The organism is Achromobacter sp. MFA1 R4 (assembly GCF_900156745.1).
Classification (GTDB): domain Bacteria; phylum Pseudomonadota; class Gammaproteobacteria; order Burkholderiales; family Burkholderiaceae_B; genus Achromobacter.
In genome coordinates, this window is record NZ_LT707065.1 from 3,756,825 (window position 1) to 3,772,715 (window position 15,891).

Below are 15,891 nucleotides of genomic sequence, written 5' to 3' on the forward strand. Positions count from 1 at the left end.
TAATGATCGCACGCCCCGGCGGCCTTTGACACCCGGCGGGAAGAGACAGGATACGCCCGGGGGGCTTTGCTGCGCGCGCCCTGGGCTGCGCGTATCATTGCCTCATCACCGTGGATGTACTGGAGTTTTGCGTGGCCGTTTCCGTTTTCGATCTGTTCAAGGTAGGCATAGGCCCATCCAGTTCCCACACGGTGGGCCCGATGCGCGCGGCGCTGCTGTTCGCCCAGGGGCTGGAGCGTGACGGCCTGATTCCGCGCGTCGCCAGCGTGCGGGCCGAACTCTACGGGTCGCTGGGCGCCACCGGCAAGGGGCACGGCACCGACAAGGGCGTGCTGCTGGGCCTGATGGGCGAGGCGCCAGACACCGTCGATCCCGCCGCCATCGCCGGCATGATCGCGTCCGTGCGCGCCAGCCGCCAATTGCCCCTGCTGGGCAAGTACCCGCTGCCCTTCGTGGAGAAGGACCACCTGATGTTCTACCGCCGCGAAGCGATGGCTGAACACCCCAACGGCATGAAATTCCACGCGTTTGACGCCGACGGCCAGACGCTGCGCGAATCGCGTTACCTGTCGGTGGGCGGCGGCTTCGTGGTCACCGCGGGCGCATCCAACAGCCAGGTCATCGCGGCGCACGACCAGTTGCCGTATCCGTTCCGCATGGGCCGCGAATTGCTGGCCATGTGCCAGGAAAACGGCATGACCGTCGCCGGCATCATGATGCAGAACGAGCTGACCTGGCGCGAGGCGTCCGAAGTGAATGCGGGCCTGGACCGCATTTGGCAGGTCATGCAGGACTGCGTGGCGCGCGGTTGCGGCATCAACTACCCCGAGGCCGATGGCGAACTGCCCGGTCCGCTGCGGGTGCGCCGCCGCGCGCCCGAGCTGTACCGCAACCTGACGCAGCGCGCGGAACGCACGCTGTCCGACCCGCTGTCGGTCATGGACTGGGTCAACCTGTACGCGATGGCCGTCAACGAAGAGAACGCCGCCGGTGGCCGCGTGGTCACGGCGCCGACCAACGGCGCGGCGGGCATCATCCCGGCCGTGCTGCATTACTACGACCGCTTCGTGCCCGGCGCCAACCGCGAGGGCGTGCGCGAATTCCTGCTGACCGCCGGGGCCATCGGCCTGCTCTACAAGTACAACGCCTCGTTGTCCGGCGCCGAGGTGGGCTGCCAGGGCGAGGTGGGCGTGGCCTGTTCGATGGCCGCCGGCGGACTGGCCGCCGCCCTGGGCGGCTCGGTCGAGCAGGTGGAAAACGCGGCCGAGATCGGCATGGAACACAACCTGGGCCTGACCTGCGACCCCGTGGGCGGCCTGGTGCAGATCCCCTGTATCGAGCGCAATGCGATGGCGTCGGTCAAGGCGGTCAATGCCGCCCGCATGGCGCTGCGCGGCGACGGGCAGCACTATGTGTCGCTGGATTCGGTCATCAAGACCATGCGCGAAACCGGCGCCGACATGAAGACCAAATACAAGGAAACGGCCCGCGGCGGCCTGGCGGTGAACATCGTCGAATGCTGAACGCGCTTTGCGGCCGCCAATGAAAAAGCCCCTCGCGGGGCTTTTTTACTGCGGCCGGCGGGCGGATCAGATCACGCGGGCGTTTTGCAGAGCGGCGATGCGGGCCGGGATCGGCGGGTGCGAGGCGAACATGGCCGCCAGGCCGCCCTTGCCGGTGATGCCGGACGCTTCGAACGACTTGGGCAGTTCGCCCGGCTCCAGGCCGCCCAGGCGGGCCAGGGCACGGATCATCGGTTCGCGCGCGCCCATCAGGTGCGCCGAGCCCGCGTCGGCGCGGTATTCGCGCTGGCGCGAGAACCAGGCCACGATGATGGAGGCCAGGACGCCGAAGATGATTTCACAGACCAGCACGGTGACGAAGTAGCCCGGGCCGATGCCGCGCTCGTTCTTGAACACCACGCGGTCGATGAAGTAGCCGACCACGCGCGCCAAGAAGATGACGAACGTGTTCACCACGCCCTGGATCAGGGTCAGGGTGACCATGTCGCCGTTGGCGATGTGCGCGACCTCGTGCGCCAGCACGGCGGCGACTTCTTCCTCGGTCATGCTTTCGAGCAGGCCCGTGGAGACGGCGACCAGGGAGTCGTTCTTGAAGGCGCCCGTGGCGAACGCGTTGGGCGCGCCTTCGTAGATGGCGACTTCGGGGCGGCCGATGCCGGCGCGATCGGCCAGTTGGTGGACCGTGTCCACCAGCCAGGCCTCGCGCTGGTTGCGCGGCGCGTTGGGGTCCAGCACCTGGGCGCCGGTGCTCCATTTGGCCATCGGCTTGCTCATGAGGAGCGAGATGATGGCGCCGGTAAAGCCCACCACGACCGAGAAGATCAGGAGGGCGTTGAAGTTGATCCCGTTGGCCGTGATGATGCGGTCCACGCCCAGGATGCGCAGCGTGGCCGACAGCACGAGCATGACGGCCAGGTTGGTAATGACGAACAGAACAATGCGTTTCATGTTTTTTTATTCCTCTGCGAGCGGCAAATACGCGGAATTCGACATGGCGGGGCCTCGCCAGTTCCCCGACTCGCCGGCTCCGCTACCGGTGACGGAGAGTATAGTATCGCTTTCCCTTATTCCTCCCCCCACTTTTCCCTTAGCGTAGACCCGCATGCAGGCTCTTTGGATGTTGCTGGCGTCCGCCATGTTCGCCATCATGGGGTCGTTCGTGAAGCTCGGCACCGAGCACGGCGCCTCGCTGCCCCAGATCGTGCTCTTTCGCGGCCTGCCCTCGGTGATCCTGTTGCTGATCTGGGCGCGCGCCGGCCGCCAGTCCATCATTCCCACGAGCTGGAAACTGCACGTCTGGCGCAACCTGTCCGGCGTGACGTCGATGTGGCTGGGTTTTTTCGCCATCTCCCACCTGCCGCTGGCCACCGCCACCAGCCTGAACTACACCGCGCCGCTCTTCATTGCCTGTTGGATGCTGGGGTGGGGCGGGGCGCAGCGCGATCCCGTGCGGATCCTGGCGGTGGCGCTGGGATTCCTGGGCGTGATCGCCGTCCTGCGGCCCAGCATCACCGAAGACCAGTGGCTCGCGGCCCTGCTGGGCATGGGCGCCGGCGCCATGTCCGCGATCGCCATGATGCAGATCCGCGAACTCGGTCGCATCGGCGAACCCGAATGGCGCACCGTGCTGTTCTTTTCGGTGGCCGTGTGCGCGTCCAGCGGCGCGGGCCTGGCTGTCGAAGGCTGGGGCACGGCCGACTGGACCGGGTACTTGTCGCTGCTGGGCGTTGGGCTGGCCGGGCTGTTCGGCCAGCTCGCCATGACCCGGGCGTTCGGCATGGGATCGGCGCTGCTGACCGCCGCCTTGCAATACAGCACCATCATCTTCGCGGCGCTGCTGGGCATGGGCTTCTGGGGCGACCATCTGGACGCCCTGGCCTGGGCCGGCATGGGCCTCATCATCTTCGCGGGCCTGCTGTCGGTGTGGCGCACCATGCGCGACCCCAAGCCGGCCTGAAAGCCGGCGCCCGCCGCCATCCCGACCAGGAGCCCCTCTGAATGACGACGACACTGATTTCCGCCGCCGATCTGGCCGCTCGCCTCGACACGTCCGACGTGCGCGTGTTCGACGTGCGCCATGACCTGACCAATCATTCGGCGGGCCGGCAGGCCTACGACGCGGGCCACATTCCCGGCGCCCGCTACCTGGACCACGAAACCGAGCTGGCCGCCGCCCGCACGGGCAAGAACGGCCGGCATCCGCTGCCGGACCGGGCGCAATTCGGCGCCCTGATGGCCGCGCACGGCGTCACCCCGCAAACGCTGGTGGTGGCCTACGACGCAAGCGGCGGCATGTACGCCGCGCACCTGTGGTGGATGCTGCGCTGGCTGGGCCACGACCGTGTCGCCGTGCTGGACGGCGGCTGGCAGGCCTGGGCGGCCGCCGGCCTGCCGGTCAGCCACGAACCCGCGCCGGCCGTGCAGCCGGGCCAGCCGGTCGAGCCGGGCGCCGCGCTGGCCGGCGCCGTGGATGCCCAGGCGGTGCTGGCCAACCTCTCGCAGCCGTCCTTTACCGTGATCGATGCGCGCGCGGCCAACCGCTATCGCGGCGAAGTCGAACCCATGGACCCGGTGGCGGGCCATATCCCGGGCGCGCTGAACCGGCCGAACGGCGAAAACCTCCAGCAGGACGGCCGATTCAAGACGGCCGAGCAGCTGCGCGAGGAATTTTCCCGCCTGCTGGCGGGGCGCGAGCCGGCTTCCATCGTCCACCAGTGCGGCTCGGGCATTACGGCCTGCCACAACCTGCTGGCCATGGAAATTGCGGGCCTGCCGGGATCGCGCCTCTATCCGGGATCCTGGAGCGAATGGTGCAGCGATCCCGCCCGGCCGGTGGCCAAGGGCGAGTGAGCGAAAGCACAGGCCAGGGCATCGCGCCCTGGCTTTTTTCATGGACGCCGGTCAGCCGCTACCAGACGGCGGCCAGCTTGACCCGTCCGGACACGCTTTCGGCGATCTCCAGGAAGTGATCCAGCGGCGGCGTGGCCAGGCCCGGCACCTTGGCCATGTCGTCCCAGCGCCGCAGGCGGATTGCATCGGGCGCCCCGGGCATGCTGGCGAAATCGACCGCCTGGCCGGCATCGAAACTGCCGCCCTGCAGCGCCAGGCTGCGCCGCGAGTCCTCCGACAGCGTGGCCTCGTACTGCGGCTCGACGTAGCAGAGGTAGCGCTTGGCTTCCACGTGCAGCCGGATCGGATCCAGCACGGCGGCGCTGAACAGGCCGCGCAGGAAGGGCAGCACGAAATACTGGTGCTTGTCGTCGAGGCCGCGCAACGTGGGCGTGCCGGGCCGGTCGGCGATCAGGTGGCCCAGGTCGTGCAGCAGGCAGGCCGTGATGAGATGGGCATTGGCGCCGTGCCGCTCGGCCAGGGTCGCCGTCTGCAGCGCGTGGCGCAGATGGCTGACGGATTCGCCGTCATAGGAACGGTGTCCGCGTTCCAGGAAGATCTGTTCGATATCCTGCAGGGTCAAGGCCATGGTTGTCTCCTGAGTGGCCGCAAGGGGAAGAGGCGGGCAGTGACCGCGAAAGGTCAGCCGGCTGCCGGCGCCATCTCCAGAAAGCGCGCGATGAGCTGCACCGGTTGGCGCTCGCGCAGGCAGTACAGGTATTCATTCATCACGATGTCGGCGTCCTGGATGTCCAGGGCGGCCAGGTCGGGATGGGACGGGATTTCGCGGGAGGGGATCAGGCTGATCCCGAGCTCGCACAGGATGGCCTGCCGGATCGATTCGCGGCTGCCGATTTCCAGCGTGCGGCGCACGGTGACGCCGGCCGCGGCCAGCGCCTCTTCGGTGAGCTGGCGCGTCATCGAGCCGGGCTCGCGCAGCAGCAGGGCGTGCTCGGCCAGGTCGGCCAGCCGGACCTGTCCCCGCCGGGCCAGCGGATGGGCGCGATGCGCCACGACGCGGATCGGGTCCGCCGCGATCTTGCGCCGGTACACGTGCTTGTCATCCATCAGAAAGGAAGACGTGGCAATCTCGATGCGGTAATCCTGCAGCGCCTGGAGCATCGATTGCGAGTTGCCGATCGTGACGGTCAGGTCGATGCCGGGATAGCGCTGGTTGTAGCGGCGCACGGTATCCATGATGTAGTAGGGGCCCGTCGCCCCGATGCGCAGGTTGCCTTCGCGCAGGTCGCTGGCGTCGCGCAGCCGGAAATCGATTTCGGTCTCCTGCTGCACCAGCTTTTCCACCATGGGCATCAGGTTTTGCCCCGCGTCCGACAACCGCATGCCCCGTCCCTGCCGGTGGAACAGTTCGATGCCGTAGCGCGATTCGAGCTGGCGCAGTTGCCCCGTCACGGTGGGCTGGCTGACGCCCAACTGGGCGGCGGCCTTGGTGACGGTGCCGCAGCGGGCCACGGCGTAGAAGGATTTGAGTTCGGCGACAAGCACGGTCGGAGCGATGGTTGGACGCAATGCGCAAGACCGCCAGTACACCAAAATAATTTGATGTTTTTATTACTGCATTTGCGCGAAGTGTCATAAACGCTCAATACGCGGCTTCCATACTGCCTTCGTTCCCAGACCGGAGGCCCCATGGCCCAACGCGATACCGCCTTTCTATCCGTGCAGAATCTCGTGAAGCGATTCGGCAGCCACACGGCGCTGGCCGACGTTTCCCTGGATATCCGTGCCGGAGAGCTGGTGTGCCTGCTGGGGCCCTCGGGCTGCGGCAAGACGACGCTGCTGCGGGCGATCGCGGGGCTGGAGCGGCAGGACAGCGGAACCATCGTGCTGTCGGGCCGCGACATCTCCCATGCCGAGCCGCAGGCGCGCGACTACGGCATCCTGTTCCAGTCCTACGCGCTGTTCCCGAACCTGACGGTGGCCCAGAACGTGGCCTACGGGTTGAGCGGCAAGCGCGCGCATCGCAGCCACGTCGCCAGCCGCGTCGAGGAAATGCTGACGCTGGTCGGCCTGGCCGGCGCGGCGCAGAAATACCCCGGGCAGATCTCCGGCGGCCAGCAGCAGCGCGTGGCGTTGGCGCGCGCCCTGGCGCCGTCGCCGTCTCTGCTGTTGCTGGATGAGCCCATGTCGGCGCTGGATGCGCGGGTGCGCGAACACCTGCGGATCGAGCTGCGCGCGCTGCAGAAGCGCCTGTCCATCACCACGCTGATGGTGACGCATGACCAGGAAGAAGCCATGGTGATGGCCGACCGCATCGCGGTCATGAATGGCGGCGTCATCGAACAGTACGGCACGCCGCGCGAGCTGTATCGCCAGCCGGGTTCGGCGTTCATCGCCGATTTCGTGGGCGAGGCCAACTGGCTGCCGTTCGAACGCATCGACGCGCACCGGGCGCGCGTGGGCCGCCAGGAACTGGCGGTGGACGCCGCGCTGGAGGCAGGCGCCGGCAAGCTTTTCGTGCGGCCCGAGGCGGTGCGCGTCAGCATGGCCAGGCCCGAAGCGTCCAACGCCATGCTGGCCGACGTGCTGGACGGCGTGTTCCTGGGCCGCAGCTATCGCCTGGCCTTGCGCCTGGAGGGCGTGCCCGGCGCCACCATCCACTCCATCGTGCCCCCTGAAACCGGAGACGCCCTGTTGGGCCCTCACGCCGCCAGCCGCTGCTGGGTGGAGCTGCCGCGCCATGCGATACGCGCCTACGCTTGATCCGGCCATGAACGATTCCCGCGCCATGGCCCAGCCGGCCCCGATTTCCGCCTCCGCCGCCCGGCCCGCCACCCTGGCCGCGTCCGCGCCGCTGCCCGCGCTGGGACGGCGCCCGCTGCCCGCCTGGATCGGCGCGCTGGGCCTGACGCTGGGGCAGGGCGGCCTGGCGCTCGGCCTGCTCATATTCCTGGCGCTGCCGCTGGCGGCGATCCTGGTCAAATCCGTCACCGATGCCGAAGGCGGCTGGGCGGGCCTGTCGGTCATCGCGGGCATCATCGGCGCCGACGGCTTCCTGGCCATGGTGGGACGCAGCCTTGCCGTGGGCGTGGTGACGACCTTGCTGGTCGTGCCCTGCGCCTATGCGTTTGCCTATGCGCTGACCCGCACCCGGCTGCCCGGCAAGGGCATGCTGCGCACGATCGCGCTGCTGCCGTTGCTGGCGCCTTCGCTGTTGCCCGGTATCGCGCTGGTCTATCTGCTGGGCAACCAGGGCCTGCTCAAGGGGCTGACCGGCGGCGCCACCATCTACGGCTTCTGGGGCATCGTCGTGGGCGAAGCGTTCTACACGTTTCCCCACGCGCTCATGATCCTGCTGACCGGCCTGGCGCTGGCGGACGGCCGCCTCTACGACGCGGCGCGCGCCATGGGCGCGGGACCGTGGCGCACTTTCCTGACCGTCACGCTGCCGGGCACGCGCTACGCGGTGTTCTCGGCCTGCTGCGTGGTGTTCACCCTGACCGTCACCGATTTCGGCGTGCCCAAGGTGGTGGGCGGCGACTACAACGTGCTGGCCATGGAAGCCTACAAGGCGGTGGTCGGCCAGCAGAACTTTCCCAAGGGGGCGGCGATCGGCATCCTGTTGCTCCTGCCGGCGCTGCTGACCTTCGTGCTGGACCGGCGCCTGCGTGCCCGGCAGGGCGCGCAGATGAGCGGGCGCGCGCAGGCTTACGCGGCCGCCCCGAACGGCCGGCGTGATGCGGCGTTTCTGGCGCTGGCCGGGGTGATGGCTGCCTTCCTGCTGGTCATCATCGGCGTGGCGGTCTGGGCCTCGTTCGTGAAAATGTGGCCGTACAACCTGTCGATGTCGCTGCGCTCGTACGATTTCGACAACATGGACGGCGGCGGCTGGCTCGCGTGGCGCAACAGTCTGCAGCTTGCGTTCTGCACGGCGCTCGTGGGCACCGTCGTGGTCTTCGCCGGCGCATGGATGATGGAGAAAGTGCCCGCCCGCGGCGCGACGGCCCGCGGCCTGCGCGGCATGGCAGGCATGCTGGCGCTGATGCCGATGGCCGTGCCGGGACTGGTGCTGGGCCTGGGCTACATCTTCTTCTTCAACAGCCCCGCGAATCCGCTGAACGTGCTGTACGGAACGATGCCGCTGCTGGTGCTGTGCACGGTCGTGCATTTCTACACCAGCGCCCACCTGACCACCGCCACCGCGCTCAATGCGCTGGATCCGGAATTCGAGGCCGCCTCCGCGTCCCTGAAGGTGCCGCGCCTGACGACCTTCCTGCGCGTGACCCTGCCCATGTGCCTGCCCGCGGCGCTGGACGTGGCCCGCTATCTCTTCGTTTCCGCGATGACCACCGTGTCCGCCGTGGTGTTCCTGTACAGCCCGTCCACGGTGCTGGCCGCCGTCGCCGTGCTCAACATGGACGACGCCGGTTTCATCGGACCGGCCGCCGCCATGTGCACGGTCATCATGGCCAGCTCGGCCGCCGCCGCGCTGCTGCTGTACCTGGCAAGCCGCGCCCTGGTGGCGCGCAGCCAGGCCTGGCGACAGCCTGCGGCCCGTTGATCGACCCCTTTTTTCAGGATGATTTCCATGACTGTTCAACCCTTGCCCGTCCGTCTCGAGGCGGTGATATTCGACTGGGCCGGCACGCTGGTCGATTTTGGCTCCTTCGCGCCCACCAAGGTGTTCGTGGATGCGTTCGCGCAGTTCGGCATGGACGTGTCCCTGCAGGAAGCCCGCGGCCCGATGGGCATGGGCAAGTGGGACCACATCCGGACCCTGTGCGACCAGCCGGCCATCGCCGCCCAGTACCAGGCCCGCTTCGGCCGCCTGCCGAGCGATGACGATGTGACCGCCATCTATGAACGCTTCCTGCCGATGCAGCTGGAAAAGGTCGCGCAGTACTCCGCGGCCATTCCGGGCGCCGCCGACGTGTTGCACGCCTTGCGCCAGCGCGGCCTGAAGATTGGCTCGTGCTCCGGCTATCCGGGCAGCGTCATGCAGCGCGTTGTCGAGCGCGCCGCCGCCGAGGGGCTGACCCCGGACTGCATCGTCGCCAGCGACGAGGTGCCGCGCGCGCGTCCCGCGCCCGCCATGGCCCTGAAGAACGTGGTGGAGCTAGGCCTGTCCGACGTGGCCGGCTGCATCAAGGTCGACGACACCGCGCCGGGCATCGAAGAGGGCCGCCGCGCCGGCATGTGGACCGTGGGCCTGCTCCTGTCGGGCAACGCCGCCGGCCTGACGCTGGACGAGTACCTTGCCCTGGACGAGCCGGCCCGCGCCGCGGCGCGCGCCGCCGCCCGCGAAGCGCTGGCGCCCGTTTCTCCGCACTACCTGATCGACACGGTGGCCGACCTGCCGGCCGTGGTCGACGCTATCGAAGCCCGTCTGGCGCGAGGCGAACGCCCTTGATCTAGACGCCCGCCGCCCGGCGCACCGGGCCACCCCTGATTCCCTGCTCCGCAGCCGGCACCCGCCGGCCGTGGGGACCTCGTTCACCCTGTTTTCCGCTCACCCACGGAGTTGTTCATGAATCGCTACAAGCTGCTTGCACTGGCCGCCGCCCTGACGGGCGTGATGGGCGCCGCCTCGGCCGAGACCACGCTGACCGTCTACACCGCGCTGGAAGCCGACCAGATCAAGGCCTACCAGGCCGCGTTTGAAAAGGCCAATCCCGACATCAAGATCCAGTGGGTGCGCGACTCCACCGGCATCATCGCCGCCAAGCTGCTGGCCGAGAAAAACAATCCCAAGGCCGACGTGATCTGGGGCCTGGCCGGCACCGCGCTGGGCCTGATGGACAAGGAAGGCATGCTGCAGCCTTACGCCCCGAAGGGACTGGACCAGATCGCCGCCAACATGCGTGACGCCAAGGCCGTACCCGCGTGGGTCGGCATGGACGGCTACGCCGCCGCCATTTGCTTTAACACGATCGAAGCCGACAAGCAGAAGCTGCCCAAGCCCACGTCGTGGCAGGACCTGACCAAGCCGGTGTACGCCGGCAAGATCGTCATGCCGAACCCGGCGTCCTCGGGCACGGGTTTCCTGGACGTGAGCGCCTGGCTGCAGATGTTCGGCGAAGAGAAGGGCTGGGCCTACATGGACGCCCTGCACAAGAACGTGGGCTCGTACACGCACTCGGGCTCCAAGCCCTGCAACATGGCCGCCGCGGGTGAATTCCCCATCGGCATCTCGTTCGACTACCGCGCGGCCAAGCTGAAGGCCGACGGCGCGCCCGTCGAGGCCGTGTTCCCGTCCGAGGGCCTGGGCTGGGAAGTGGAAGCCACCGCCATCATGAAGGGCACCAAGAACCTGGACGCCGCCCGCAAGCTGGCCGACTTTTCGGCCAGCCGCGAGGCCAACGAGCTGTACAAGGCGAACTTCGCGGTGCTGGCGATTCCGTCGATCGCGACGGCGAACCCCAACCTGCCGGCCGACCTGACCTCGCGCATGATCAAGAACGACTTCACCTGGGCCGCCACGAACCGCGACCGCATCATCGCCGAGTGGACCAAGCGCTACGACGGCAAGTCCGAGCCCAAGAAGAAGTAAGTCCGTGACCCACGCGGCGGCGACGTGCCGCCGCGCACCGGGAGGCCCGCGACGGGCTTCCCGTCATCCCTCTTGCAGTATTCCGAAGATGAGAACATTCGACGTAATCGTGGTGGGCGCGGGCATGCTCGGCATCGCGCATGCCTGGGCCGCCGCCAAGCGCGGCCAGTCCGTGGCCGTCATCGAGCGCAGCCGCCAGGCGCATGGCGCCACGATCCGCAATTTCGGCCAGGTCATCGTGACGGGCCAGGCGCCCGGCACCATGTTGTCGCACGCCCAGCAGTCGCGCGAGCTATGGCTCGACCTGGCCGGCAAGGCGGGCTTTCATGTGCGCGCCAACGGTGCGCTGGTGCTGGCCCGCAACGCCGACGAGGCCGACGTGCTGCAGGAATTCGCGGACACGCGGCTGCGGCAGGAAGGGTATCGCGCCGAGCTGATGTCCGGGCGCGAGGTGGCGGGCCTGTACGGCGGACAGCTCGCGCACCACTGCATGGCGCTGCGCGGCCTCGACGACCTGCAGATCTATTCGCGCGAGGCGCTGCCGGCCATCACGCATTACCTGCAATCCACGCTGGGCGTGGCCTTCATCACGGGAACGCTGGCGCGCGCGGTGGAGAACGGCGAAGTCAGCACCACGGCGGGCGACTTCAAGGCATCGCATGTGTTCGTCTGCCCCGGCCACGACTACCTCACCTTGCTGCCCGAACGCTTCGCGCCGCTGAACCTGGAGGTCACCCGCCTGCAGATGCTGCGCGCGGCCTTCGACACCCATCCCATCGCGCTGGACCGCCCGCTGCTGACGGGTCTTTCTTGCGTGCACTACGGCGCATTTTCGGACCTGCCGTCCGCACAGGCGCTGCGCGACGTGATCCAGGCGCGCACGCCCATGCTGCTGGAAAACGGCATTCACCTGCTGATCAGCCCCACGCCCTACGGCGAACTGATCATCGGCGACTCGCACCGGTATGGCGAGGACGCGTTGCCGTTCAACGACGAGGCCGTCGACAACGCCATGCTGGATCTCGCGTCCCAGGCGCTGGGCGCGCGGCTGCGGGTGCTTGAGCGGTGGCAGGGCGTCTACGGCGCGCATGGGCCGGCGCCGTTCTCGGTCATGCCGGTCGATGCGGCGACGACCGTGGCGGTCATGCATTCCGGCGTCGGCATGACGGTGGGCCTGGCGATCGGCGAACGGACCGTCGCCGGCGTGATCGGGCGCTGAAGCGCCCCGCCGCTTCCGGATGAAAAAAGGGCCTCGCGAATCCGAACGGATTTCGCGAGGCCCTTTGTCATGCATGCGGGGAGCAGGGAACCTACACCTCTTGCATGATGCGGCGGTACCACTCATGGAAATGCTGCATGCCGTCTTCCATGGGCGACTGGTAGGGGCCGGTCTCGTTCACGCCGCGCAGCATCAGGGCCTTGCGGCCCGCATCCATGCGTTCGGCGATCTCGTCGTCCTCGATGGCCGTTTCCATGTAGGCCGCGCGCTGCGCCTCGACGAACTCGCGCTCGAAGGCGGCGATTTCCTCGGGGTAGTAGAACTCGACGACGTTGACCGTTTCCTGCGGACCCTTCGGGTACAGCGTGGACAGCACCAGCACGTGCGGGTAGAGCTCGATCATGTGCGTCGGGAAATACGTGACCCACACGGCGCCGAAGTCCGGCGCGTCGCCTTCGCGGAACGACAGCAGGCGGTCGTGCCACTGCTTGTACACGTCGGAACCCGGCTGCGCCAGCGCATTGTGCACGCCCACCTTCTGCAGGCTGTACCAGTCGTTGAACTCCCAGGTCAGGTCGTCGCACGTGACGAAGCGCCCCAGTCCCGGATGGAACGGGCCGACGTGGTAGTCCTCGAGGTAGACCTCGATGAAGGTCTTCCAGTTGTAGTTGCACTGATGGACCTCGACATGGTCCAGCACGTAATCGCCGAAGTCGAACTCGGGTCGCGCGAACAGCGGCGCCATGTCGGCGGCGGGATCGCGCGGGCCTTCGAAGAGCAGCCCATGGCAATCGCGCAGGCGGTACTTCTGCAGGTTCATGCAGGGCGTGGTCTCGAACTGCGGCGCGCCCAGCAACTCACCCCGGTTGTTGTACGTCCAGCGGTGCAGCGGGCAGACGATGTTGCCGCCCGTGGCCTTCAGGTTGCCGTGCGTGTTGCAGTTGCCGGCCACGTTGCCGGCTTCGCCGCCAAGCATCAATGCCTGACGGTGGCGGCAGACATTTGAGATGAGATCGACGCCGTGCTGGTTGCGAACCAGCGTGCGCCCTCCGTTTTCCTGGACCAACGTACGCCAATCCCCGATTTCGGGCACCAATTTCTGGTGGCCGACGTAGAGCGAGGATTGCTTGAAAATGAGTTCTTGCTCGCGGGCAAAGAGGGCTTCGTCAAAATATGCGCTGACGGGTAGCTGGGTGCGAGCTGGCACGACATGTGCCATCCGACCGATGTCGGTCATGATTCCCTCCGCTCGGATGAAAAAGCCAGGACGGTTTGAGCCTTGCCAGGCGCTTTTGTTCAAGTCCAGGTATTCCTCCGCTGGCGTGCGAAGGCCTGTTCATGAATTCGAGCCTGGCTAAATCCGTTCTGGCGCGAAGAAAAATCGGTGTCTGGCCGATCAAATAAGCCGTGAATTGTACCCCAAGGGCTTGTGCGCCGCCCGTCCGGATCGGCGCGCCTGCTTTGGAAAATCCCCCGGCCGTCCTGCGCTGGCGTAAACCGCGATCAACCTTGGCGCCGTAGACCCTTCAGACGAGGCGGCGCGTGGCCGGATGGCGCCTGAGCAACCAACTGCTGGCGGCCGACAGCGCGAACACCGCCATCGTGAGCAAGGGCAAGGTCCACGCGTCGCGGTCGTCGCCGGAAAAGGCGCCGGCGCGGCGCGCGATGTCCAGGAACACCGGATGAATGAGGTATACGCCAAACGTCAGCGGCGCCAGCGCCGCCAGCCTGGGCAATCGGGGCGAGGACACGATCCACTGGAATGCGGCCAGCGACATGAACGGCACCGTCAGGCTGAAGTAATCGTAGAAGTAGGTGTCCAGCACGTGGCCGTTGGACATGATCGTCACGCCCAGCGCGGTCGCGGCCACGGTCGCGGCCAGCATCAGGCCGGGGCGCGGAATCCGCATCTCGCCGTCGAAAATGAGCCGTCCCGCCACGAAGTAGCCCAGGTAGGGCAGGAACCAGGTCAAAAAGAAACCATGCGGCGCGCCCAGCGCGCGGCGGTACAGGGCGTCCAGGATCGCCACGCCCAGGATGCCGACGACCCACAGCGCGCGCGCCCGCGGCGTGCTGCGCGAATAGAGCACGCGGACCAGCGGCGCGAACAGGTACAGGCCCACGATCATGTACAGGTACCACAGGTGATAGTAGGGCTCCCCCTGGACGACCTTGCGCGGCCAGAACGAAAAATCGATGCGGCCGTCGTCCCACCAGTCCAGGCCCGTGCGCCACGTCAGGTAGAAGATCGTCCAGAACAGCAGCGGCGCGCAGATCCGCGCCATGCGGCGGCTGTAGAAGCGCCTGGCGTCCTGCGGCTTGCCGGGATCGAGGAGCAGCGCGCCGCTCACCATCACGAAGACGGGCACGCACCAGCGCGCGGCGGAATCGTAGAGATTGGCGGCCAGCCATGCGCCGCGGCCATGCGCGCCGGGATCGCTCACGACGAGGGCGGCGCTGTGCAGCAGAACGACGGCCAGCGCAGCCAGCCATCGGGCTGAGTCCAGGCGGGCATATCGGTCTTCGGATTGAGGCATCGGGCTCCCGGGGATGTCGGCGGATTGGTCGGCTTTTCCGGCCTTACCTTATCAGCGGGGGCGAGACGATTTCTGTATCCAGGGGTTAGGCCGCGCGTAAAAAACCGACAGGGCCAAGGCGGCGCTGTCGGGGAAAAGGCCTGTTCGCGCCGGGGCTGCGGACAGGCCGATCGCGGGCCGGCGGTCCGCGAACGTTTTGTCACGAAACCGGGCGGTCGTGCACGCTCATTGCAGGACGATGTTGGCCTGCTTGATGAGCTGCGACACGATGGGCTGTTCGGTCTTGATCTGCTTGTCCAGTTCCGCCGCCGTGCCGGAACGCGGATCGATGCCCATGTCCAGCAGGCGCTTCTTCACGGCTTCGTCCTGCAGGGTCTCGGTCAGCGCGGCCTGCAGGCGCTCCACGACCGGAGCGGGGGTGCCCTTGGGGGCCACGAAACTGAACCAGGCGGTCATGTCGAACGAGGGATAGCCTTGTTCGGCCAGCGTGCTCACGTTGGGCTGCGTCGCCAGGCGCGTGGGGCTGGTGATCGCGAACACCTTCACCTTGCCGGCGTCTGCCTGCGGCATGCCGGTGGCGACCATGTCGAAGAACAGGTCCACGTCGCCGCTGATCAGGGCCGGCAGGGCCTGGGTGGCTCCCTTGAACGGCACGTGCAGGATGTCGATGCCCGCGCGTGACTTGAACAGTTCGCCGGCCAGGTGCGAAGACGTGCCGGGGCCGAAGGTGGCAAAGGTCAGCTTGCCCGGATTCTGCTTGGCGTAGGCCACGACGTCCTGCGTGCTGTTGAAGGGCCGCTTGGGCGAGGACAACAGGACGAGCGGACCAATGCCCACCATGCCGATCCTGGCGAAGCTGTCCGGGTCGTAGGGCAGTTCCTTATACAGATAACGGTTGGTCACCAGCGTCGAGTTGGTGGCCATCAGGATGGTGTAGCCGTCGGGGTTTTCACGCGAAACGTAGGCCGCGCCAATGGAGGTGCCCGCGCCGGCCTTGTTTTCGACGATCATGGGCTGGCCCAGGTTCTTGGCCATCCGCTCGGCCAGCACGCGCGTCAGCACGTCGGTGGCGCCGCCGGCCGGGAAGGGCGAAATCACCTTGATCGGCCGTGAGGGATAGGTATCGGCCTGGGCTCCCAGCGCGGCGGCGCTGAGCATCAGGGTGGCGAGCAGTTTGAAGCTGTTGCGAATCATGTTTTCCCCTTGAAATCG

14 protein-coding genes are annotated in these 15,891 nt (G+C 67.4%); 8 read left to right on the top strand and 6 right to left on the bottom strand.

Going from position 1 to position 15,891, the window contains the following annotated elements; all coding sequences use genetic code 11:
- Nucleotides 1-131: 131 nt before the first annotated feature.
- A complete protein-coding gene (locus BXA00_RS17090; protein WP_076519674.1) occupies nt 132-1,523 on the top strand; it encodes an L-serine ammonia-lyase in 1,392 nt (463 codons plus the stop codon).
- A gap of 66 nt (nt 1,524-1,589) precedes the next feature.
- On the opposite strand, the gene htpX is transcribed toward BXA00_RS17090, so the two are convergent.
- Nucleotides 1,590-2,471 (bottom strand): protease HtpX, encoded by an 882-nt coding sequence (htpX, locus tag BXA00_RS17095; RefSeq protein WP_076519676.1) that lies wholly within the window; start codon nt 2,469-2,471, stop codon nt 1,590-1,592.
- Between the two features lie 154 nt (nt 2,472-2,625).
- Here htpX and BXA00_RS17100 point away from each other — a divergent pair, with 154 nt between their 5' ends.
- Both BXA00_RS17100 and BXA00_RS17105 read left to right on the top strand, forming a co-directional pair.
- Nucleotides 2,626-3,480: a DMT family transporter gene (locus BXA00_RS17100; protein ID WP_076519677.1), complete on the top strand. Its 855-nt coding sequence runs from the start codon at nt 2,626-2,628 to the stop codon at nt 3,478-3,480.
- Nucleotides 3,481-3,521: 41 nt separating this feature from the next.
- Nucleotides 3,522-4,373: a sulfurtransferase gene (locus BXA00_RS17105; protein ID WP_076519679.1), complete on the top strand. Its 852-nt coding sequence runs from the start codon at nt 3,522-3,524 to the stop codon at nt 4,371-4,373.
- A gap of 58 nt (nt 4,374-4,431) precedes the next feature.
- Here BXA00_RS17105 and BXA00_RS17110 read toward each other — a convergent pair whose 3' ends face one another.
- Nucleotides 4,432-5,001, bottom strand: coding sequence for a phosphonate degradation HD-domain oxygenase (locus tag BXA00_RS17110; RefSeq protein WP_076519680.1), 570 nt, complete (start codon nt 4,999-5,001; stop codon nt 4,432-4,434).
- 53 nt (nt 5,002-5,054) lie between these two features.
- The gene (locus BXA00_RS17115) at nt 5,055-5,918 is read right to left on the bottom strand and encodes a LysR family transcriptional regulator (RefSeq protein ID WP_076519682.1); all 864 of its coding nucleotides are present in this window, start codon (nt 5,916-5,918) and stop codon (nt 5,055-5,057) included.
- 144 nt (nt 5,919-6,062) lie between these two features.
- On the opposite strand from BXA00_RS17115, the gene BXA00_RS17120 reads away from it, so the two are divergent.
- The 5 genes from BXA00_RS17120 to BXA00_RS17140 all read left to right on the top strand — a co-directional run bounded on the left by BXA00_RS17120 (nt 6,063) and on the right by BXA00_RS17140 (nt 12,142).
- Entirely contained in the window at nt 6,063-7,136 is a 1,074-nt protein-coding gene (locus BXA00_RS17120; RefSeq protein WP_076519683.1) for a putative 2-aminoethylphosphonate ABC transporter ATP-binding protein, read from the top strand.
- Nucleotides 7,114-8,934 carry a putative 2-aminoethylphosphonate ABC transporter permease subunit gene (locus BXA00_RS17125; protein WP_076519684.1) on the top strand — a complete coding sequence of 607 codons (1,821 nt, stop codon included), beginning with the start codon at nt 7,114-7,116 and terminating at the stop codon, nt 8,932-8,934. Before BXA00_RS17120 ends, BXA00_RS17125 begins: the two co-directional genes overlap by 23 nt.
- An 18-nt stretch (nt 8,935-8,952) precedes the next feature.
- A complete protein-coding gene (gene phnX, locus BXA00_RS17130) occupies nt 8,953-9,783 on the top strand; it encodes a phosphonoacetaldehyde hydrolase (protein ID WP_156902819.1) in 831 nt (276 codons plus the stop codon).
- 117 nt (nt 9,784-9,900) lie between these two features.
- The gene (locus tag BXA00_RS17135) at nt 9,901-10,923 is read left to right on the top strand and encodes a putative 2-aminoethylphosphonate ABC transporter substrate-binding protein (RefSeq protein WP_076519687.1); all 1,023 of its coding nucleotides are present in this window, start codon (nt 9,901-9,903) and stop codon (nt 10,921-10,923) included.
- An 88-nt stretch (nt 10,924-11,011) separates the two neighbouring features.
- Nucleotides 11,012-12,142 (top strand): TIGR03364 family FAD-dependent oxidoreductase, encoded by a 1,131-nt coding sequence (locus BXA00_RS17140; RefSeq protein ID WP_076519689.1) that lies wholly within the window; start codon nt 11,012-11,014, stop codon nt 12,140-12,142.
- A 91-nt stretch (nt 12,143-12,233) separates the two neighbouring features.
- Here the strand turns inward: BXA00_RS17140 and BXA00_RS17145 are convergent, their stop codons facing one another.
- The 3 genes from BXA00_RS17145 to BXA00_RS17155 form a co-directional block, all read right to left on the bottom strand.
- A complete protein-coding gene (locus tag BXA00_RS17145; RefSeq protein ID WP_076519691.1) occupies nt 12,234-13,379 on the bottom strand; it encodes an aromatic ring-hydroxylating dioxygenase subunit alpha in 1,146 nt (381 codons plus the stop codon).
- A gap of 289 nt (nt 13,380-13,668) precedes the next feature.
- Nucleotides 13,669-14,679 (bottom strand): acyltransferase, encoded by a 1,011-nt coding sequence (locus tag BXA00_RS17150; protein WP_076519692.1) that lies wholly within the window; start codon nt 14,677-14,679, stop codon nt 13,669-13,671.
- Between the two features lie 225 nt (nt 14,680-14,904).
- Entirely contained in the window at nt 14,905-15,873 is a 969-nt protein-coding gene (locus tag BXA00_RS17155) for a tripartite tricarboxylate transporter substrate binding protein (protein ID WP_076519694.1), read from the bottom strand.
- Between the last annotated feature and the right edge of the window lie 18 nt (nt 15,874-15,891).

Excerpts from the sequence above, each read along its gene's own strand:
- htpX (WP_076519676.1), bottom strand. The coding sequence starts at position 2,471 with ATGAAACGCATTGTTCTGTTCGTCATTACCAACCTGGCCGTCATGCTC.
- phnX (WP_156902819.1), top strand. The coding sequence starts at position 8,953 with ATGATTTCCATGACTGTTCAACCCTTGCCCGTCCGTCTCGAGGCGGTG.
- BXA00_RS17100 (WP_076519677.1), top strand. The coding sequence starts at position 2,626 with ATGCAGGCTCTTTGGATGTTGCTGGCGTCCGCCATGTTCGCCATCATG.
- BXA00_RS17150 (WP_076519692.1), bottom strand. The coding sequence starts at position 14,679 with ATGCCTCAATCCGAAGACCGATATGCCCGCCTGGACTCAGCCCGATGG.
- BXA00_RS17145 (WP_076519691.1), bottom strand. The coding sequence starts at position 13,379 with ATGACCGACATCGGTCGGATGGCACATGTCGTGCCAGCTCGCACCCAG.
- BXA00_RS17120 (WP_076519683.1), top strand. The coding sequence starts at position 6,063 with ATGGCCCAACGCGATACCGCCTTTCTATCCGTGCAGAATCTCGTGAAG.
- BXA00_RS17125 (WP_076519684.1), top strand. The coding sequence starts at position 7,114 with ATGCGATACGCGCCTACGCTTGATCCGGCCATGAACGATTCCCGCGCC.
- BXA00_RS17155 (WP_076519694.1), bottom strand. The coding sequence starts at position 15,873 with ATGATTCGCAACAGCTTCAAACTGCTCGCCACCCTGATGCTCAGCGCC.
- BXA00_RS17140 (WP_076519689.1), top strand. The coding sequence starts at position 11,012 with ATGAGAACATTCGACGTAATCGTGGTGGGCGCGGGCATGCTCGGCATC.
- BXA00_RS17110 (WP_076519680.1), bottom strand. The coding sequence starts at position 5,001 with ATGGCCTTGACCCTGCAGGATATCGAACAGATCTTCCTGGAACGCGGA.
- BXA00_RS17105 (WP_076519679.1), top strand. The coding sequence starts at position 3,522 with ATGACGACGACACTGATTTCCGCCGCCGATCTGGCCGCTCGCCTCGAC.
- BXA00_RS17135 (WP_076519687.1), top strand. The coding sequence starts at position 9,901 with ATGAATCGCTACAAGCTGCTTGCACTGGCCGCCGCCCTGACGGGCGTG.